Annotated in this window: 15 protein-coding genes and 1 pseudogene; 7 read left to right on the forward strand and 9 right to left on the reverse strand. The window is 66.6% G+C overall.

The genetic code is table 11. The annotated features are described in order from the left end of the window. Positions 1-29 precede the first annotated feature (29 nt). Positions 30-1,058, forward strand: coding sequence for a hypothetical protein (locus HPY83_08325; protein NPV07953.1), 1,029 nt, complete (start codon positions 30-32; stop codon positions 1,056-1,058). A gap of 135 nt (positions 1,059-1,193) precedes the next feature. Here HPY83_08325 and HPY83_08330 read toward each other — a convergent pair whose 3' ends face one another. Both HPY83_08330 and HPY83_08335 read right to left on the reverse strand, forming a co-directional pair. Continuing rightward, positions 1,194-1,586: a hypothetical protein gene (locus tag HPY83_08330; protein NPV07954.1), complete on the reverse strand. Its 393-nt coding sequence runs from the start codon at positions 1,584-1,586 to the stop codon at positions 1,194-1,196. Between the two features lie 21 nt (positions 1,587-1,607). Continuing rightward, positions 1,608-2,192 (reverse strand): sigma-70 family RNA polymerase sigma factor, encoded by a 585-nt coding sequence (locus tag HPY83_08335; protein NPV07955.1) that lies wholly within the window; start codon positions 2,190-2,192, stop codon positions 1,608-1,610. Positions 2,193-2,395: 203 nt separating this feature from the next. Here HPY83_08335 and HPY83_08340 point away from each other — a divergent pair, with 203 nt between their 5' ends. Further along, a complete protein-coding gene (locus HPY83_08340) occupies positions 2,396-3,700 on the forward strand; it encodes a hypothetical protein (protein NPV07956.1) in 1,305 nt (434 codons plus the stop codon). A gap of 85 nt (positions 3,701-3,785) precedes the next feature. Here HPY83_08340 and HPY83_08345 read toward each other — a convergent pair whose 3' ends face one another. The 3 genes from HPY83_08345 to HPY83_08355 all read right to left on the reverse strand — a co-directional run bounded on the left by HPY83_08345 (position 3,786) and on the right by HPY83_08355 (position 6,251). Continuing rightward, complete coding sequence (locus tag HPY83_08345; GenBank protein ID NPV07957.1) at positions 3,786-4,463, reverse strand: DUF4013 domain-containing protein; 678 nt, start codon at positions 4,461-4,463, stop codon at positions 3,786-3,788. A gap of 186 nt (positions 4,464-4,649) precedes the next feature. After that, positions 4,650-5,327 carry a DUF4013 domain-containing protein gene (locus HPY83_08350; GenBank protein ID NPV07958.1) on the reverse strand — a complete coding sequence of 226 codons (678 nt, stop codon included), beginning with the start codon at positions 5,325-5,327 and terminating at the stop codon, positions 4,650-4,652. A 231-nt stretch (positions 5,328-5,558) separates the two neighbouring features. Then, positions 5,559-6,251, reverse strand: a complete 693-nt coding sequence (locus tag HPY83_08355) for a DUF4013 domain-containing protein (protein ID NPV07959.1) — start codon at positions 6,249-6,251, stop codon at positions 5,559-5,561. Between the two features lie 848 nt (positions 6,252-7,099). Here HPY83_08355 and HPY83_08360 point away from each other — a divergent pair. Next, positions 7,100-9,217, forward strand: a complete 2,118-nt coding sequence (locus tag HPY83_08360) for a hypothetical protein (GenBank protein NPV07960.1) — start codon at positions 7,100-7,102, stop codon at positions 9,215-9,217. Positions 9,218-9,507: 290 nt separating this feature from the next. After that, a complete protein-coding gene (locus tag HPY83_08365; GenBank protein NPV07961.1) occupies positions 9,508-11,004 on the forward strand; it encodes a hypothetical protein in 1,497 nt (498 codons plus the stop codon). A 318-nt stretch (positions 11,005-11,322) separates the two neighbouring features. Here HPY83_08365 and HPY83_08370 read toward each other — a convergent pair whose 3' ends face one another. Together HPY83_08370 and msrA are read right to left on the reverse strand one after the other, a co-directional pair. Then, on the reverse strand, positions 11,323-11,841 hold the full coding sequence (locus HPY83_08370; GenBank protein NPV07962.1) for a peptidylprolyl isomerase: 519 nt from the start codon (positions 11,839-11,841) through the stop codon (positions 11,323-11,325). A 324-nt stretch (positions 11,842-12,165) separates the two neighbouring features. Then, the gene (gene msrA, locus HPY83_08375) at positions 12,166-12,843 is read right to left on the reverse strand and encodes a peptide-methionine (S)-S-oxide reductase MsrA (GenBank protein NPV07963.1); all 678 of its coding nucleotides are present in this window, start codon (positions 12,841-12,843) and stop codon (positions 12,166-12,168) included. Between the two features lie 299 nt (positions 12,844-13,142). On the opposite strand from msrA, the pseudogene HPY83_08380 reads away from it, so the two are divergent. From HPY83_08380 to HPY83_08390, 3 genes and pseudogenes are all read left to right on the forward strand, one after another. Beyond that, a pseudogene (locus HPY83_08380) lies at positions 13,143-14,039 on the forward strand (DMT family transporter). Positions 14,040-14,094: 55 nt separating this feature from the next. Beyond that, positions 14,095-15,411: an N-acylglucosamine 2-epimerase gene (locus HPY83_08385; protein ID NPV07964.1), complete on the forward strand. Its 1,317-nt coding sequence runs from the start codon at positions 14,095-14,097 to the stop codon at positions 15,409-15,411. Positions 15,412-15,468: 57 nt separating this feature from the next. Next, complete coding sequence (locus tag HPY83_08390; GenBank protein ID NPV07965.1) at positions 15,469-16,845, forward strand: hypothetical protein; 1,377 nt, start codon at positions 15,469-15,471, stop codon at positions 16,843-16,845. A gap of 703 nt (positions 16,846-17,548) precedes the next feature. Here the strand turns inward: HPY83_08390 and HPY83_08395 are convergent. Both HPY83_08395 and HPY83_08400 read right to left on the reverse strand, forming a co-directional pair. Further along, positions 17,549-17,992 (reverse strand): type II toxin-antitoxin system VapC family toxin, encoded by a 444-nt coding sequence (locus HPY83_08395; GenBank protein ID NPV07966.1) that lies wholly within the window; start codon positions 17,990-17,992, stop codon positions 17,549-17,551. Beyond that, entirely contained in the window at positions 17,970-18,290 is a 321-nt protein-coding gene (locus tag HPY83_08400) for a type II toxin-antitoxin system Phd/YefM family antitoxin (GenBank protein ID NPV07967.1), read from the reverse strand. Before HPY83_08400 ends, HPY83_08395 begins: the two co-directional genes overlap by 23 nt. Positions 18,291-18,426 lie beyond the last annotated feature (136 nt).

Consider the following 18,426-nt stretch of genomic DNA (forward strand, 5'->3'; position numbering starts at 1 on the left):
CCCGTCTCCGGCCCCTGCAGGAGCTGAGCATGAACCCCAGAGAACGCTTCATGGCCGTGCTGGAAGGACGACAGCCGGACCGCGTGCCTACCTTCGAGATCCTGATCCACCCGGACGTGATCGAGGCCCTCTGCCCGGGCTGCTCCTACGCCGATTTCGTGGACTACATGGATATCGAGGCGGCCATGACCGGCACTCCCTCCTCTCTCTATGGCCGCACCGTCGTTGATCCCGAGCGAGGCATCATCCGCGACGAGTGGGGAGTGGAGCGCCGGCTGGGGAAGGAGGTGGTGCCCATGCCCGCAAGGGGGCCCATCGCCACCCTGGAGGACCTGCGCTCCTACCGACCTCCCGATCCCTGGGCCCCCGGCCGACTGCGGCAGCTGGAGGAACTGGTGGCCCGATTCGGAGGGCGCCGGGCCGTAGGCGTCCACTTGCACGACTCCTTCAGCTATCCCACCTACCTCATGGGCATGGACAAGCTCCTGATGGCCCTGCACCTGGATCCGGACTTGGTCCGAGCCCTGGTGGACCTGTCGGTGGAGCACACCCTGGGCATGATCGAGCGGGCCACCAGCCTGGGGGCCGACTTCATCCTCTTCGGAGACGATTACGCCGCTACTACCGGCCCTCTCATGAGCCCCAAGTCCTTCGAGGAGTTCCTGCTCCCCGGGCTACGCACAGTGGTGCGGGCAGCCCAGGACAGAGGCGCGCGGGTGATCAAGCACACCTGCGGCATGATAGAGCCCCTGCTGGACATGATAGTGGACACCGGGATAGACGCCCTCCACCCCCTAGACGCAGCCGCCGGCATGGACATGAAGGTGGTGAAGGAGCGCTACGGGGGCCGCATAGCCGTATGCGGAGGCATCAACTGCGGAGAGGTGCTGAGCGACTGGGCTCCAGAGCAGGTGGCGGCGGAAGTGAAGCGCCGGCTAGAGGAGATGATGCCAGGGGGTGGCTATATCCTCTGCTCCAGCAACTCCATCCACTCCATGGTTCGACCAGAGAACTACCGGGCCATGATCGAGGCGCTCCGCCAGTACGGAACGTACTGAGAGGGGGAGACAGGGAGACAGGGAGAGGGGGAGACGCGGAGACACGGAGACAGGGAGACGCCCACAAGCCCCGCGTCTCCCTGTCTCCCCCTCTCCCCGTCTCCGTGTCTCCGTGTCTCCGTGTCTCCGCGTCCCCTACTCCTCCTGACGCTTGCGGTGGTAGTACAGGGCCACCCGGCCCAATGACAGGGCCGCCGTGCCCACGATGGCCGCTCCCAGCACGGCCTCTCTGCCGTGGCCCCGAACCACCGAAGCCAGGCGCTCCGTCCTAGTCTCTGGGTGGGCCCATTCCATTCGCCGCCTGATCCGGGCGCGCGTCTCTTCCGTGATCGGCAGAGGACGGAGCACTAGCGCCAGCTCTGCTGCCAGGTCCATCAGAGCCGCCAAGCCGGGCGCCTGCTCGTCTCGCAGCTGCTGCGCCCGCTGCATGTCCCCCGCAGTAAGGGCGTGGGCATGCTCGTCGAGCAGGTTCGCCTCTCGGCGCTCCATGAACCGCTGCCTGTCGCTGATGAAACTCCAGAGCCTCATGCCCATACCTCCGGGACTTCCCTAGTCCCCGTCTTCGGAGAAGAACCCCTGCTCCTCGAGGCTTTTCCGTAGAGCCAGTAGTGTGCGGTGGTACAGCGATTTGATGGCACTCTCGCTTCGGCCCAGCACCTCGCCGATCTCGGCATTGGAAAGGTGCTCGTTGAACTTCAGTATCACCAGTTGCTGACGATCCTCCGGCAACTCCCGGATGGCTCGCAGTAACGCCTGAGCCCGCTCTCCTCTCTCCGCCGCCGCCGAGGGCGATTCCACGTCGGCCCGCTGGCTGACCAGGCTCTCCAGCGATATCGTCTGACGGCGGGATCGGTCCCGGTGGAAGTTGGCCACCAGGTTGTGCGCGATACGGTAGAACCAGGCCGAGATGGGCACCCCGCGGGACTCGAAAGTCCTCACGTTGGCCAGGGCCCGTTGGAACGTCCTGGCAGTGATGTCCTCGGCGTCGTGGCGATTGCCGACCCGGTAGTAGACGTAGTTGTAGATGCGCGCTACGAAACGCTCGTAGAGGAGCCCAAACGCCTCCGGGTCGGTCTTGGCTCGCTCGATCACCTCCGCATCGGACAGATCGGCGCCACCGTTCTCCTCACTCATGGCTCCATACTAAACAATGGCGCCCGCTCACACAATGGAACCCCGGTTCGGACACCCCGTTGCTACCGGTCCAGTCAGGAAGACAAGCGCATGCACTGGCGCTACAATCCCCCCGCCAAGGCGCCTCGGTGTTGCGGTCCTTGCACCTTGGCGTCTGGGCGTGAGGGTGTTCCTCCAATCGGCACCATCAAAGGAGACTGGCAATGCCTTCGCTCAAGCTGACTCTCATCGGTGCCGGCTCGGCCTTCACCTTCCACGTGGTGTCGGACCTCATCCGACAGCCGGCGCTGGCCGGCAGCACTGTGGCCCTGGTAGATGTGGACGAGAAGGCTCTCGACCTCTCCGCCCGCATCGCTGCCCGGATGGTGGAGCGAGCCGGTGCCGACCTGGCCATCGAGCCCAGTACCGACCGGCGCGCCCTCCTCGCCGGCAGCCACTTCGTGCTCCACTCCATCTCGGTGGGCGAGCCCTGGGCCCGAGAGCGGGACGTTGCCATTGCCGAGGAATACGGCATCTACCAGCCCACCTCTCAGACGGTGGGGCCGGCCGGATTCACGCGGGGGTTGCGGGTGGTGCCCCAGGCCGTGGCCATCGCCCGCGACGTGGCCGAGCTGTGCCCGAGGGCCATCGTCCTCAACCTGGCCAACCCTCTGTCGGCCGTATGCCGAGCCATGGTACGGGAAGCCGGGCTCACGGTGGTCGGCCTCTGTGAGGCCTGGCGCCTCTCCCTGCCCCTGCTGACCGCCGCCCTGGACATGCCCGAAGACGAGCTTACGGTGACCCCCGCCGGGATCAACCACCTGACCTTCGCCCTCTCGGTCCACCATCGGGGCGAGGACGTCCTTCCTCGGGCCCTGGAGCGGCTTCACTCCCCTGAGGGCGCCCCCCTCCTCGCCCAGGTGCCCGTCTCCCGAGAAGTGTATGCCGCCTTCGGCCTCTGGCCCCTGGGCACGGAGGACCACATCGCCGAGTTCTTCCCCTACTTCCTTACCCGGGAGACACGAGGGGGCGCCGATTATGGGCTGTCCATCCGACACACCACCGAGGAGCAATACCGAGCCCGTTGGCGGGAACGATGGGAACGCGCTGAGGGCCGGCGTCCGGTGGACGACCTCCTGGCTCCCTCGGGGGAGAGCGCCGTGGAGATCATCGCCGCCCTGGCGGGGACGGAGGCGCCCTCCCGTCAGGTGGTGAACCTCCCCAACCGCGGTCTGATAGACAACTTGCCCCACGAGGCCATCGTGGAGGTGCCAGCCTGGGTGGGGCAGGATGGGGTGCGGGGGCTCAAGGTGGGCCCGCTGCCGCAGCCCCTGGCCCACCTGCTGGCCGGCCGCTCCGTGCAGCAGGAACTGCTGGTGGACGCCGCCCTCTCCGGCGATCGGGCCCTGGCGCTCAGGGGCCTCCTGCTGGACGCCCAGATCGCCTCGCTACCGGTCGCCCGCGACATCCTGGAGCGCTCCCTGGAAGCGAACGCGGAGTGGTTGCCCCAATTCCATGCCCGAGCCTAGCGCCCTGACCCGGAGCTCGGCTGGCTCCTGCTCGGCGTCGGCGATGGGCTAACCCGCCCCTTGCCCGCCGTCACCGTCGGCAAGGTCAGCCTTCCACCGGCAGCCGACCCAGCTCCGCCGACAGCCTGGCCACGCCCAGCAGGGCCCAAAATAGGGTGAAGGCCAGGCCCACCCCGGCCACTAGCACCCCCGATCCGGCCAGGCCCAGGAGCGCCGCCTGCCGCAGCCACAGCCGCACCAGCGGCCCCACCTCCGCCCGGGCCCGCCGCAGCACGGCCAGGGGCGAGACGGAGCCAGTGGCCGCCTGGATGAGCAGCACCGGGCCCAGCAGGACCAGCAGCAGGAACCAGAGCAGGCCTAGAGGCTGCAGCATCAGCGCCGCTGAGGCCAGCAGCCCCGCCACCGGGCTGCCTTCCAGCGGCCCCCCAAAGATCAGCGGCCCCACCGCCAGCGTGCTCAGCGCCAGAAGCGAAGGCCAACCCAGCGCCGCACCCGCCAGCCCCAGCCGCCAGCCGTCCCTCAGACGGGCCCCCAACGGGCGCCATTTGGGCAACCCGGCCGCCGAACCCCTTACCGCCAGCCGGGTCACCTCCACCAGGTAGCCCAGGACCAGCAGACCGGGCACGACCAGGGGCGCCCCCAGGGTGAGCAGCCCACCGACCGTCGCCTTGGCTGCCCAGCCCGGGTCGGCGAAAGGAAAGGTCAAGAGCCCTCGCAGGGAAGGCCGCAGCCGGTCCGATTCGGCGTCCGGGCCCATCGTCATGGAGCGGCCTTCGGGCAGCCCGAGAGAGCAATCGCGCCCGGTGGGTGGGGGCCGCAAGCGCGATTCGAGCCCGCACAGGGCCGTGCGGGCCGGCTCGCCGCAGGCACACCCCTGCCCGGCGAAGGGAGTGCCCAGTCGTGCAGTGGAGCGCTCCGCCGTGCCACGGATCTGGACCCCTGCCTTACGCTAGACAGCGGCGGGCACGGGCGACGCGGGTGGCGCCGAGACGAAGTTGCGGTAATACTGGCCGTACAGGTGAGCCTGTACCAGATACGCCCAGAACAGGGTGGCCAGGACCCCGATCAGGCAGAGGATGACCCCGAAGAAGGCGATGCCCGCGGCGACGTACGAGAGGATGATCACCAGGACGTAGTGCCCGAAGTGGGCCCGAATGACGTCCCACACTGCCGCGGGGTTCAGGGAGGCACCAAAGCTGCGGGTCATAGCGTAGCGCATGATGACTGCTGGGGTCACCACCGTGTAAAGGAGGGCGAAGAGCAGGAAGAGCCCGATCGCCGCCAGCATGAGCAGGAGTAGCAGCAAGCCCGTCCGCGGGCCGGCCTGGTCCAGGGCCGGTCCCAGCACCGACCACAGACAGCTGAACAGGGTCATGGGTATGGCCAGGATGATCAGGATGATGGTCACTATCAGGCCCTCGGCGAACTTGTCTCCCAGCCGATCCCACTCGGGCAAGACGTCGGCGCGCCCGGCCGCCACCCGTCGGACCACCTCTAGGAAGTAGCCCATGACGAAGGGAAGCCCGATGAGGAAGAAGCTCAGGAGGGTGAACAGGGCCCCGATGAGTATCTTGCCTACCCAGTTGCGGTCCTCGAATGCGAAAGTGAAGGCTTTGCCGTAGTCCATGTCTGCACCCCCCTGCTTGCCAGTGGGCGTCACTGCATGCGCGCTTCTGGTTGCCGATAGTAGTGGAGCCGGGTCGGTCCATCAACCCCTCGCTCCCTCACCGGCGATCCCCGGCCTCGGCAGCGGGAACCACCTGCCCGCCGGCACCGGCCAGGCAAGGTGCGAGCCCAAGGGAACAGCGAGGGCGAGCACCATCGGCTCGCCCTCGGCCCACCGGTTCGAAAGGGGAAACTAGAAAGCGGGCGCGGTCGGCTCGGCGGGCATTGGCGGCACCCGCGAGACGAAGTTGCGGTAGTACTGCCCGTACAGGTGTCCCTGCACCAGCATAGACCAGAACCCGGTCACGAACACTCCGATGATGCAGGCGATGACGCCCAGGCTGGCGATCACTCCGGCCACCCAACCCACCAGCAACACCAGCACGTAGTTGCCCAGGTCGGCGCTCACGACCTGCCAGAGGGCACTCAGGTTGAAGGTAGCCCCGAAATCGCGGGTCATGGCGTACCGGATGCTGATGGCAGGGATCAGCAGGCCAATGAGAAAGCCGTACAGGCCCACCAGCAGATTGACCAGGGCCAGCAGCAGCCCGAAGACGGTACCACCGACGTTGCTCCGCCCTGCATCGGCCAGGCTGCTCAGGAAGATGCTAGAGCAGGAGCCCAGCAGCGTCGCAGGCAGGTAGAAGATGAAGAGGATGACCACCAGGATCAGGCCCTGGACGAACTTGTCCCCCAGGTCGTCCCAGGCCGGCAGGACGTCCTCCCTGCCCGCAGCCACTCGCCGGATCACCTCCAAAGCGTAGCCCAACACGAAGGGAATGCCGATGAGAACGATGCTCAAGAGGGCAAATAATGCTCCGATGAGTATCTTCGCTACCCACTCTCGGTCCTCAAACATGAAAGTGAACGGCTTGCCGTAGTCCATTGTCATCCTCCTGCGAAGCTACAACTGCGCCATCTCGGCCGGCATTATAGGCCCGACCCGTATGCGCATCAACCGCATTCGCGCCTTACCCGCTCTAGTATGCAGCCACTGCACTCCTCAGGCGTCCTCGCCCCCCGCGTGTAACGGTCCGAACGCGCCCCGGAGGACAAGGCACAGACTGCCTGGCCCTAGGAGCCTGGCCCCCCTCCTGCCAATCGTCCTCATGGGGGAATCGGCCCTGCCTCGGAGACGACAACGGGTGGAAGCCACCGGCGGCAGGTGGAATCAGTTGCGACCTCATAGGCACGCACTCGGTTCTGCCAGGTTCCCCGCTGCCCGGGCGCCCCAAAACAGCCGCAGACCAAAGCAGGACGCGCTACGATCAGTGATCGGGGTTCGAGCCCAACCAGTGGGCTGGTTCGGCTCCCGTCTCCTGCTTGACGGCCGTGTGGCCGCCCTCTAGACTAGGGCCACGCCGGGCCGGAGAGGAAAACCGGCGGCTAGGCTGGCGACCCCTGCACTGGCCAGCAGGCCCGGGGGGCACCGTGCTAAGCTGTTCTCGAGGCTATGCCCCGCTCCCCGAAGGGAGATCGTGTAGCTTACCAGCTTACGACGCGCAGCAGGTGTGGCGTGCCTCTCCCACCGCTCCTGCCCGTATGTAGCCGGCCAGCACTGCCATTCACCTGAGCCAGTCGCCGGCACCTCGCCGCTGGGCCCTGGCCTTCCTGCGCCACGGCCCTCGGGGCGAGGCAAAGCGAAGGCAGCCGATTGTGGCGGCCGCCGTGGCGTTGGTGCCAGAGCGTCTGAGATCTTAGGCCGTTGATCTTGACCGTTAGGAGGTGACTGCCATGAGCAGGGTCAGGCCGCCAGCGTTAGCGTCTGTGGTTGTTCTCTTGCTGATCTGTACCTCATCTGCCAATGCCTGGACTCCCGAGGCCATCGCTCTGGACCCCAGCGTGAGAATGCCGGGCACGCAACCGAACGGGGCGATCACATTCCAGTCGGCAACGAGTTGCACCTGCCACTTCAACTACGGGCTCCCATCGTTCGAGATCGGGTTCAACTGGCAGGGCTCGCTTATGTCTCAGTCTGCGCGGGACCCCCTCTTCCTGGCCAGCATGGTGGTGGCCGCCCAGGATTCCATTTGGGCTTTCGGCAACCCCAACGCCGTAGATCTGTGCGAGCGCTGTCACTTCCCGATGGGGTGGCTGCGGGGCCACTCCGACCCGCCCAACGGCATCAACTTCATGGGCCCCGACTGGGAAGGCGTGAGCTGCGATCTCTGCCACCGCATGTACGACCCCTTCTTCCAGGCCACCTTCAACGGCGCGCGCGAGCGAGGAACCATCCCAGAGGGCGTCTACTGGGATGAGGCCACCACCGCCTCTCACACGGCGCTCTCCACCACTCTCGTGCAGGATCGCGCGGAGTCGACCACGGTTCAGATGTTCAACGGATCGCCGTTCTACGACCCAGCGTACATGCCCCCCGCAGGCTACACTGAGGCCGGCTCTGGGCAGATGTTCGTCTCAGCAGCGCCCAGCTATCGCGCGTCTTTCGCCGATGCCGTGGCGGGGCATGGTAGTCTCTACAGCCGGTTCCACAAGAGCAGGTACTTCTGTGGCACGTGCCACGACGTGTCCAACCCGGTTCTGGCCAACCAGGGCGCCGACCCAAGCAACGCACTTCCGGCAGAGACGCAGTCAGCGTTCGCCTACGCCCACGCTGAGCGGACCTTCTCCGAGTTCGCCCTGTCGGCATTCGGTCAGCCCGGCGGTGCCGCGGGCAGTGGCTACTTCGCCCCCGGCTCGATCAACACCGCCCAACCGGGTGACCTGATCGCCTCCTGTCAGGACTGCCACATGCGCGATGCGGAGGGGTATGCTACTTCCACCTCTCTGACCCGGCCCACTGACAGCACCGAGCACCCGAATAGCGGCCTGCCCGTCCACGACATGACCGGAGGTGGCGCCTGGGTGGCCAGCATCCTCGCCAGCGTGGTTTCCGGGTCGGCCAGCTACGACGCCACGAACGCTAGCCTGCTGGGACAGGGGCCGCAGGTCTTGACGCTCGACCTGACCCAGGGAGCGCCGTTGAACTGGGTAGCTCTACAAGCCGGCGCCGGTCGTGCCAGGCAACAGCTCCAGGTGGCCGCGTCTTTGGAAGACGTAGTCTACTACCGCAACATGGGTACTCTCTCGTTCCGCATCCGGAACCACACCGGCCACAAGCTACTCACCGGCTACCCCGAGGGACGCCGCATGTTCGTCAACATCAGGGTATTCGATACCGCCAAGATCGCCCTGCCCATTCCGGTTTATGAGATCAATCCCTACGACTACACCGTGGGTACGCTCAAAGGTCTGCCTGGCGTCGCCAGCAGCCCTGCTCTGCAGGCCGATGAGAGGTACGAGGACAGGCTGGTGTACGAAGCCAAAGGCAGCAGTTCCCTGACCGGCGAGGCGCGGACGTTCCACTTCGCCCTGACCACCGGCCGCTACAAGGACAACCGCATCCCGCCAGCAGGTTTCGACGTCGCCAGCTCGGCAGCACGCTTGGCCGACCCTGTCTACAACGGCGTCTCCGCCTTGAACTACTTCACGGTGGACGAGTACGCGGGCGGCTACGATGACGTTCTGGTGACCGGTCTGCCTCTGAACGCCACTAGTGTGGAGGTGACGCTGTTCTACCAGACCACTACCCGCGAGTACGTCGAGTTCCTGCGCGACGAGATCAATGGCACCGCCACCACGCTGGTGGGCACCGGCGCCGGCGGCGACCCTCCTTACATCGTGAGCACGGATGGGTTCTTCTCCCACCTCCGGGGCTGGGGGGACACCATCTGGAACCTCTGGCTCCACAACAAGGACCTGCCCGGCGCGGCGCCCATACGGATGGCCAGCGCAACCGCGGCCGAGTCCCAAGTCACCATGACCTTCTTGCCGCTCGTAACCCGACAGCGGTGACCGGCAGAGCGCTGGCGGGCACATCGGAGAGGCACAATCGCTGCCATCGGGGCGCGACCCTGGTGTCGCCCCCCGATGGCCTGGGCCCACCAGCCTGGGCAGCGGCCGTGTACACAAGCAGAAGCGGGCACTTCCTCCACCGCTCCCTCGCTCCTCTCAGTTCGGACCAGCTCACCCCGAGCAGCCTCTACGCGTAGCTCCTCCATACCCAGACGGAGGCTGCTTAGGCTTCCCCTTGCCGGTGGCCTCGGGTATACTCCGGCCCCTGACCGACAGACTCAGAGGAGCTTATGCCCCGTCTGCCCAGCGGCGCTCCCGCCACCGGCCCACTGACCGTCGCCGTCTTCGCCCTTACCTTCACCCTCCTGCTCGCCCTGTCCAGCGCCCATCAGGCCCAGGCGACCCCGGCGGCCCCTCCGGCCTTGCCCCAGGTGGAGCCTTCGCCCCCGGGCGGCACCGCCCCCACAGCCCCAACGACCACCTCGCTGCCGACGCCGGACCGCCCGGCAGCCGCGGCCGCCTCCACTTCCCAGGCCCGCTATCGGGCCACCTCTGGGGCCCGGGAGACCGTAGCCGCCCTGGCAGCCACTGCTCAAGCCCAGGCGACCAGACAGGCTGCCTTCGGCCGGGCCAGCACCACTCAGGCCGAGGCCACCTCCCGGGCGGAGGCGCGCAGGGCCGCCGAAGCAGCAACGGAGCAGGCCGCGATGGCCCTGGCCGCCCAGGCGGCGGCGACGGCCACGGCAGAAGCAGTACCTGCCACCGCCACCCCCGAGCCACAGACCGTCGCCCAGGCCGAAACCCCCAGTGAGCCCCCAGCCGAGCCGGCCGCCCCTCCTCCACCGCCCCCTGCCGCGACCCACCCACAGGTTCCCCGGCTGGTCCTGGCCAGCTATCTCGCCTGGTACGACTCCGATAGCTGGGACGGCTGCAACATCAGCGGGGGCGACCGGCCACTGGAGCCCTATCACTCAGACGATCCGGGCGCCATCGGCCGGCACGTCCGCATGGCCATCGAAGCGGGCATAGACGGGTTCCTCCTGCACTGGTTCGCCCCCGGCGATCGGACCGACGCCAACATGTCGCGCCTCTTGGAGCAGTCCCAGGGGACGGGCTTCCAGTCCTCGGTGGTCTTCTTGCGCCACATCTGGCACGGATCGCCGGCCCCCACCAAGGACAACGTGGCTGACGCCCTCAGCCACATCATCGCCAGCTACGGGACCCACCCCAACTTCCTCCGGCTGGAGGGCAAGCCGGTGATCTTCTTCTCCGACATGTACCGCGTGCCCACCGGGGGCTCGAGCCCGCAGGCAGCGTGGCAAGAGATCCGCGACCGGGTGGATCCCCACCGCGACACCTGGTGGATCGCCGAGGGGCTGGACCCGTCTTACCTTTCCGTCTTCGACGGGCTCTACGTCTACAAGATAACGCATGCCAGCGACCCGGCCGCCTACCTCAAGGCCGGCCGGTGGGCCGAGGCCGTCCGGCAGGCCGAGGCATCCGCCGGACAGCCCAAGCTCTGGGTGGGGACCATCTCCCCCGGCTACGACGACCGGCACGCCGGCTGCAAATCCGACGTGCGGGTGCCGTCCGGGGCCCAGTACCGTGACCGCGAGGGTGGTGCCTTCTACCGAGCCACTTACGACGCTGCCGTAGCCAGCAACCCCGATTGGCTCCTGGTCCAGAGCTTCAACGAATGGGTGGAGGGCACCTACGTCGAGCCCAGCGTGCAGTACGGTGATCTGTACCTGCAGCTGACGCGGGAACTGGCCCAGGCGTTCCGCTAGAACACCGGCCGACTATGGGTCGCTATGCTGCATGGAGCGTCTGTTCGCGAAGTGAAGCATCTCCCGTGATCCCTAGACGCCTATTCGAGTGGGCTGGAGATGCTTCACTACGTTCAGCATGACACAAGCTCCGTGGCTAGCGACAGGGCAGTGACTATCTGAGAGGCCTTCTCGAGTGGGCTGGAGATGCTTCACTACGTTCAGCATGACACAAGCCCCGTGGCTAGCAGCGGGGCAGTGACTGCTGGACCGGTGCTCTGGACCCACCTGACCACCCGCGCACCGACGGGACTCGATGGGGGCAGGCTGGACTGCGCCCTACTCCTCCTCGATCTCCACTGTGAAGAGGGTATCGCCCGGGTAGGAGGGGTTCTCGCGCGGATCCCGCAACCGCAGGGACAGAGCTACATCCATCCCCTCCACCACTCTGCCGAAGATGGTGTGGGCCCCGTTGAGCCAGGGCGTGGGAACGAAGGTGATGAAGAACTGGCTGCCGTTAGTGTTGGCCCCGGCGTTGGCCATGGCCAGCAGACCGGGCTCATCGAAGGCAAGACCGGGGTCTATCTCATCCTCGAAGCGGTAACCGGGGCCGCCGCTCCCGGTGCCGGTCGGGTCGCCCCCCTGGGCCATGAAGTCCGCCAGCACCCGGTGGAAAGTGGTGTTGTCGTAGAAGCCCTCGCGGGCCAGGAAGACGAAGTTGTTGACCGTCTTAGGCGCCCAATCCGCGAACAGCTCCACCCGGATGTCCCCCTTCTCCGTCTTGAGAGTGGCGAAGTAGGTCTTTGCCGTGTCGATGGTCATCGGGGGCGGGCTGGTCCACTGCTTAGGCGCGGGCATGCTGCTCTCTCCCTGAGTCGGGGTAGCGATCTCCGGGTAGGCGGTGGCGCGGATGCGGGCGGCCTGAGTGGCCTGTACACCCGCATCCGGTGTGCTCCCACCACAGCCGGCCAGGAGGTGCCCCGGCACCAACCCGGCGAGAATCAGGAATGCCCGCCTGCAGCGCAACGTGGCTGGTGGCATGGTACTCTTCCTTGGAGTGGGGATCCCTGGCGCCTGCCTCCCCCACCGGTCAGGAGGCCGGCGCGCGCTGAGGATAGTGACCGCGCCGCGCGCTGTCAAGGTGGGCGGCGCGGTCAGGTGCGTAGCTGGACGGGCTTCAGCCTATCGCGCCCGGCGCCCCACCAGGGCCAGCAGAGCCTGGTTGGCCTGGGGCGAGAGGCCATAGCTGCTTAGCTCTTGGCGCAGCACTTCGACCTCCCCATACCCGCCCAGGTATCCGTTGGCTCGGGCGGCGGCAGTGGAGTCCACGATATCGGCCTCGTCGGGGTACATGGCCTGGAACTCCCGCATGATCTCTGGCGTGTTGCGCAGGAAGTACTTCTGATGGTAGCCCTCGGCTAGGTAGAAGTGGTCCAGTGGCTTCACTTCGGTGTAGATTCCCTCTCCAGAGGCGCGCTCCAGCCCCTCCTTCGACTCGAGGATCGCCCGTTTCTGGTCCTCGTCCTGGTAGAAGGCGATGGAGGCATACTGGCGTGACCACGGCCGGCGCGAAGGGTTGTGGCTGCTCCAGAACACATCCAGCAGTTGCTCGAAGCTGACGCGCTCGGGATCGTAGTCCACCTGGACCGTCTCACTGTGATCGCCGAGGTCATAGTAGGTGGGGTTCGGCTTGGTGCCGCCGGCGTAGCCCACGCGGGTGCGGACCACTCCGGCCATACTCCCGAACCGGGAGTCGGGACCCCAGAATCAGCCCAGAGCGAAGGTGGCCGTCTTCACCTGTGCGGGCTGGGCTCTATCTATGGGCGGCGCGTTCGTCTCAGGCCTGGGTTCGGCTGCCATAACGTCACTCTCCTGATTCATGCTAACGGAGACGATTAGAAGTGAGAACACCAGCAGGCCGAGCAACAGCAGGAGCCTGCTGAGGCGGACATTGAGGGTGCGGCTTGAGAACAGCTGGACACCTCCTCCAGAAGTCATATCGTACTAGTATACGACCGGGGGCGATGGTGGACCAATACCTACCAGACACGCATGCACACTGAACGCACAGGTAGCCCATCCAGGTTAGTCATCGCGGCGGACCATGGAGGGAGGCAGTGAGGGTGGTCAGTTCTCGATCGTTAGGCCTGGCCCTGAGCCTAGGCGCGGGGGTGGTGGCCATATCCTTCGCCGCCATCTTCATCCGGCTGGCGCAGGGCGAGGGCATGCCCTCGCTGGCCATCGCCGCCTGGCGGCTGATCCTAGCGTCGGCGCTGCTATCCCCCTATGCGTGGGCCACTCGGCGGGAGGAGATCGGGCGCGTTTCTGGCCGGGAGTGGGTACTGCTGGCCGGGGCCGGAGCCTTCCTGGGCTTCCACTTCGCGACCTGGATAGCCTCTCTGCGCTACACCTCGGTGGCCAGCTCCGTGGTGCTGGTCACCACCGGACCGGTGTTCGTGGGCCTGGGCTCGTGGCTGCTGCTGGGGGAGCGGCCCGGGGCAGGGACGATCGCGGGCATCGCCGTTGCCGTCGTCGGCAGCATTGCCATCGGCTGGGGCGACCTGGGCCGGGGCAGCCTGCACCTCCTCGGCGACGTGCTGGCCCTCTTTGGCGCGGTCATGATGGCCGGCTACCTGATGATCGGGCGCCGGGTGCGAGCGGGACGTTCCCTGGTGGCCTACACCGCAGCGGTGTACGCCCTGTCGGCGGCCACCCTGCTGCTTCTGGCGCTGGTCGCCCGGCAGCCGCTGCTTGGATTCAGCCTTCGCGGTTACGGGTGGGTGCTGGGCATGGCCCTCGTATCTCAGCTGGTGGGCCATTCCGCCCTCAACTGGGCCCTGCGCCACATCTCCGCCACCTACGTGGCCATGGTCACCATGGCCGAGCCCATCGGCTCCGGCCTGCTCGCCTACCTTATCTTCGGGGAAGGCGTCGCCGGCTCCACGGCGGTAGGAGCAGTGCTGATTCTAGCCGGCATCTACATCGCTTCCCAGGACGAGCTTCGCCCCCGACTCAGGCAGAGTAATGCCACGCAGGTGACAGAACGGCCATTATGAGGCATTGTTTCAGGCAGGCCGGAGCTTCGGCCCATTCATCCGTGCGAGGACGGCTATGGCACCCGAGACACGCGCGCTAGACGTTCGGACAGCCGGAGAGCTGCGCCAGTTCTACCAGGACCACCTGTTCAACCACCTGTTGCCCTTCTGGCTGGACAAAGGCATTGACCGGGAGCATGGCGGCTACTTCACTGGCTTCTCCAACTCCGGCGGCAAGCTCCTGCACACCCACAAGTTCACCTGGTCTCAGGGTCGGTTCGTGTGGGTGTGGGCCCGGCTGGCCTGTCAGTTCTCTCACCTGCCCCAGGCGCCCCAGTACCTACAGCTGGCCCGCTCCGGGGCGGAGTTCCTCATGGACCACGCCCTGCTCCCCAACGGCCACGTGGCCTTCATCCTCAGCCGCGAGGGCGAGCCCATCCTGCTGGACGATCAGGGCAACCCCAGAAAGGCCGGGCCCGACGAGCCCTACGACACCAGTACCTTCGCCGACTGCTTCGTCGTCTACGGCCTTTCCGAGTACGCCCGCGCCGCCCAGGACCGGCGCGCCTTCCAGTTCGCCTTGGGCCTCTACGAATCGGTCGAGGCCCGGCTGGCCCGCGGTGCCTTCCGCACCGACCCTTACCCCACTCCCGAGGGCTACCGGCAGCACGGCGTGCCCATGATCATGCTCGAGGTCACTCGAGAGTTGGCCGTGACCTGCGAGGACTTCGATCCCGGCCTGAGCGTCCGCCTGCATGAGCGAGCCGGCGAGTATGCCCGACAGGTGATGTACGAGCACCGCCAGGCCGGCAGAGACATCGTGATCGAGTTCCTGGGCCAGGACAATCTCGTGCGAAACAATCTCCTCGGCACCTACATCAACCCCGGGCACACCCTCGAGTCCATGTGGTTCGTGCTCCACTACGCCGAAGGGGCGGAGAACGAGAAGATGAAGGCGGAGGCAGTGCAGACCATCCGCCGTGCCCTCGAACTGGGCTGGGACGACCAGTACCCGGGCCTGTTCCAGTTCGCCCACATGGAGGGCGGCCGCCCGCGTGGGCCTGTCCCTCAGGGGCTGGAAGACCACCCCATGATCCACAAGCTTCAGGAAGACTGGGACGCCAAGCTGTGGTGGGTTCACTCGGAGGCCCTGTACGCCCTTCTCCTGGCTCACTACTACTACCAGCCAGACTGGGCGCGGGAGTGGTTCTGGCGGGTACACGACTACACCTTCGCTACCTACCCCGCCCCCGAGGGCGAGTGGATGTCCATCCGCAACCGGGACAACACCCCGGTGGACAAGGTGGTGGCCCTGCCAGTGAAGGATCCCTTCCACGTGCCCCGCGCCTTCATGCACATCGTGAGGCTGTTGAGCATGCCCGACTGGAAGTAGCAGGCGGAGCAGCCTTGGGCTGGGGGGTGCACACACACAGCACCAGGAGGAGCGACGATGGGAGAAGCGAAGCCATTCCACGGACCCCTGCGGGTGAGCCCGACGAACCCCCGCTACTTTACCGACGACCGGGGTGAGGCCATCTACCTTACCGGCTCCCACACCTGGGCCAACCTGGTGGACATCCGGCGGGAGGGCGATCCTCTCTTCGACTACCGGGAGTACCTGGACTTCATGGAGGCCCACGACCACAACTTCATGCGCTTGTGGACCTGGGACCACACCGAGATGGCCCCCTGGACGGAAGATAAGCTCTACTTCGACCCCCTGCCCCACGCCCGAACCGGACCCGGCCTGGCCCTAGATGGCAAGCCTAAGTTCGACCTGGGCCGGTGGAACCAGGCCTACTTCGACCGCTTGCGCTCGCGGGTGCTCCAGGCGGGCGAGCGCGGCATCTACGTCTCCATCATGCTCTTCGAAGCCTGGTGCCTGCGCAACGCGCGGCCGGCGAGCGACCCCTGGATCACTCACCCCTACAACAGCCACAACAACGTCAACGGAGTGGATGGCGACCCCGATGGGGATGGCAAGCCCAGCGTGTACACCCTGGACATACCGGAGGTGGTCGAGTACCAGAAGGCCTACATCCGCCAAGTAGTGGACACGGTCAACGACCTGGACCACGTCCTCTACGAGATCATCAACGAGACCAAGGACGACGAGCCCGGGGTGGCCTGGCACTCCCACATGGTCGACTACGTTCACGAGTACGAACGCACAAAGCCTAAGCAGCATCCGGTGGGCATGACCTCCGACGGCGGGCCGCGGTACAACCCTATCCTGCTCGCCAGCAACGCCGACTGGATCTCTCCCAGCGTCCGGCCCGGTGAGGACTACCGGTATGACCCCCCACCCGCCGACGGCACCAAGGTGATAATCGCCGACACCGACCACATCTGGGGGACGGGCGGCACCTATCAGTGGGCCTGGAAGTGCTTTCTCCGGGGCATGAACCCCATATTCATGGACCCGTGGGGGCCCCTTCCCTCCTGGAGCGACGACGCTCGCCGCGCCTACGACCGAAGCGTGCTCATGACCCGCAATTTCCCCGACTGGGGGCTCCTGCGGGCCAACCTGGGGCACACGCGGCGCTTCGCCCGGCGCCTGCCCCTCGACTCGATGAGCCCGCAGGGGGAGCTGGCCTCCTCCGGGTACTGCCTGGCCGCTCCCGGCGAGGTGTACCTGGTGTACTCCCCCTATGACGCCCAGGTCTGGGTGGACCTGTCGGCGGCACCGGGCCCCGTGGCGGTGGAGTGGTTCTGCCCTCGCACCGCCGAGCACACCACCGCGCCGGCTGTGCAAGGGGGCCGGCGTTACACCTTCGTCTCGCCCTTCGGGCTGGATGCGGTGCTTCTGCTCACGGCCAGACGCTAGCCTAACCCACGGGCGAGCAGATCCGCGGGTGGGCGCGCGGACTCCTTATGGGGATAAGGGCCATACAGGAACGACACCTCGCAACAGGAGGAGTTCGCGCGCCCACGTGCGCTGCTACCGCACCTGGGGGAACAACACACCCCGAGGAGCGCGCACGCCCACGTGCGCTGCTACCCGCACCTGGGGCAGTCTGCTGGAATCCGCCCTTGAGGAGGGGTGAGAGACAGCGCGGCAGACCGGAAACAGGTCTGTCCGGGGATGGGAGCGGGATCGTGGCAGGGCCTCTCTAGGCTGTCTGCTCCTTCGCCTGGCGGGCTTGGTGCGCCCACCAGCGTGCCGCCCGCCTGTGCTCTATGGCCGCAGCGGTGAAGCTGGCGTGAAGCTGCGCCCCCTGCCGACCACGATAGCGGACCTGGCGTAGCCCCTGCCCTCGGGTGGAAGAGGCTCTTCAGCCGCCGCGACGCCACCTGCCTGGCAGTGTCGCACCGACGGGTGGCCCTCCGTCGGGCCGACTGCATCGTCGTGCTCAAGGACAGAAGAGTAGAGGCAGCGGGGAAGCTGGAGGAGCTGTTAGCCACGCGTGAGGAGATGCGGCGGCTGTGGCAGGGCGATCTGGCTTGACGATGGGAGGAGCATGACCACGACTGTTCGCTGCAGGTGGGCTGCGCCGGGGACTCGCCTAAGCCGCCAGCCATTGCCGCGCCTACGGCGCGTCGCCTCCGATCCAGTACGCCCAGGTCACCCCGTGGTTCACCAGGGCATCAACCAGTCTATGATCGGCACTCCATAGGGCCGCCCCGGCCCGCTCGGCGAGGGCCACGTAGAAGCTGTCGTAGGCCGACGCGCGTCCGAGACGCAGAGTCCAGCCGTAGGCGCTGCCGGTGAGACCGGCATCCGGAACCACCAGTCGCACCTCAAGGGAATGCGCCAGCGCCAGTGCCCGACGACCCTCGTCCCGGGTCAGTTGGTCGAAGTGCACCGCCTTGCACAGAGCAGAGGTGACCTCATAGATCCAGAGACTGGGTGCACTCAAGGAGCTACCTTCTCCTCGCCAGCGTTCCATCAGTTCGCGGCACGAGGCCTGGCGCGGCCCTGGCAGCAGAAGTCTGAAGGCGAAGCTGGCGTCAATCACCACCGAGTCGGCCATCGCGCTCCTCCAGCTCCGCCCGGGCCTGGGTCCAGATCCCATCCAGATCCAGCGGTTGGCCGCCCCGTCGCCTCTGGATATCCGAACTCAGCCTCTCGCTTTCTGCCAGCCAGGCCCGCCAACTGGAGCCATCGGAGGTCTGGTTCTTCAGGCGGTCATAGTCGTCCACGCTGATCAGCACCGCCTTAGCCTTGCCACGAGAGGTCAGGACCACCCTCTCGCCTCCGTAGGCCACCCGGTTCAGCAGCTCGGACAGGTCTCTCTTCACGCGGCCAATGCTCACGCGCACCTCGGCCATGGATCGCTCTCCTGGTTGCACCGTATTCTCTATAGCCATATTACAACACCCCAGAGCACCGAAGGCAACCGGGACAGTAACAGCCCAGGATCGGGGCTCGCAACAGCTTCCCCGATGCTGGGCCGTTGCCTCCGGC

The sequence above is a fragment of the Anaerolineae bacterium genome (genome assembly GCA_013178015.1).
GTDB lineage: Bacteria > Chloroflexota > Anaerolineae > DRVO01 > DRVO01 > Ch71.

What these genes read in the sequence shown, in the direction of transcription:
- HPY83_08325 (NPV07953.1), top strand. Translation starts at nt 30, where the DNA reads ATGAACCCCAGAGAACGCTTCATGGCCGTGCTGGAAGGACGACAGCCG.
- HPY83_08330 (NPV07954.1), bottom strand. Translation starts at nt 1,586, where the DNA reads ATGAGGCTCTGGAGTTTCATCAGCGACAGGCAGCGGTTCATGGAGCGC.
- HPY83_08335 (NPV07955.1), bottom strand. Translation starts at nt 2,192, where the DNA reads ATGAGTGAGGAGAACGGTGGCGCCGATCTGTCCGATGCGGAGGTGATC.
- HPY83_08340 (NPV07956.1), top strand. Translation starts at nt 2,396, where the DNA reads ATGCCTTCGCTCAAGCTGACTCTCATCGGTGCCGGCTCGGCCTTCACC.
- HPY83_08345 (NPV07957.1), bottom strand. Translation starts at nt 4,463, where the DNA reads ATGACGATGGGCCCGGACGCCGAATCGGACCGGCTGCGGCCTTCCCTG.
- HPY83_08350 (NPV07958.1), bottom strand. Translation starts at nt 5,327, where the DNA reads ATGGACTACGGCAAAGCCTTCACTTTCGCATTCGAGGACCGCAACTGG.
- HPY83_08355 (NPV07959.1), bottom strand. Translation starts at nt 6,251, where the DNA reads ATGGACTACGGCAAGCCGTTCACTTTCATGTTTGAGGACCGAGAGTGG.
- HPY83_08360 (NPV07960.1), top strand. Translation starts at nt 7,100, where the DNA reads ATGAGCAGGGTCAGGCCGCCAGCGTTAGCGTCTGTGGTTGTTCTCTTG.
- HPY83_08365 (NPV07961.1), top strand. Translation starts at nt 9,508, where the DNA reads ATGCCCCGTCTGCCCAGCGGCGCTCCCGCCACCGGCCCACTGACCGTC.
- HPY83_08370 (NPV07962.1), bottom strand. Translation starts at nt 11,841, where the DNA reads ATGCCCGCGCCTAAGCAGTGGACCAGCCCGCCCCCGATGACCATCGAC.
- HPY83_08385 (NPV07964.1), top strand. Translation starts at nt 14,095, where the DNA reads ATGGCACCCGAGACACGCGCGCTAGACGTTCGGACAGCCGGAGAGCTG.
- HPY83_08390 (NPV07965.1), top strand. Translation starts at nt 15,469, where the DNA reads ATGGGAGAAGCGAAGCCATTCCACGGACCCCTGCGGGTGAGCCCGACG.
- HPY83_08395 (NPV07966.1), bottom strand. Translation starts at nt 17,992, where the DNA reads ATGGCCGACTCGGTGGTGATTGACGCCAGCTTCGCCTTCAGACTTCTG.
- HPY83_08400 (NPV07967.1), bottom strand. Translation starts at nt 18,290, where the DNA reads ATGGCCGAGGTGCGCGTGAGCATTGGCCGCGTGAAGAGAGACCTGTCC.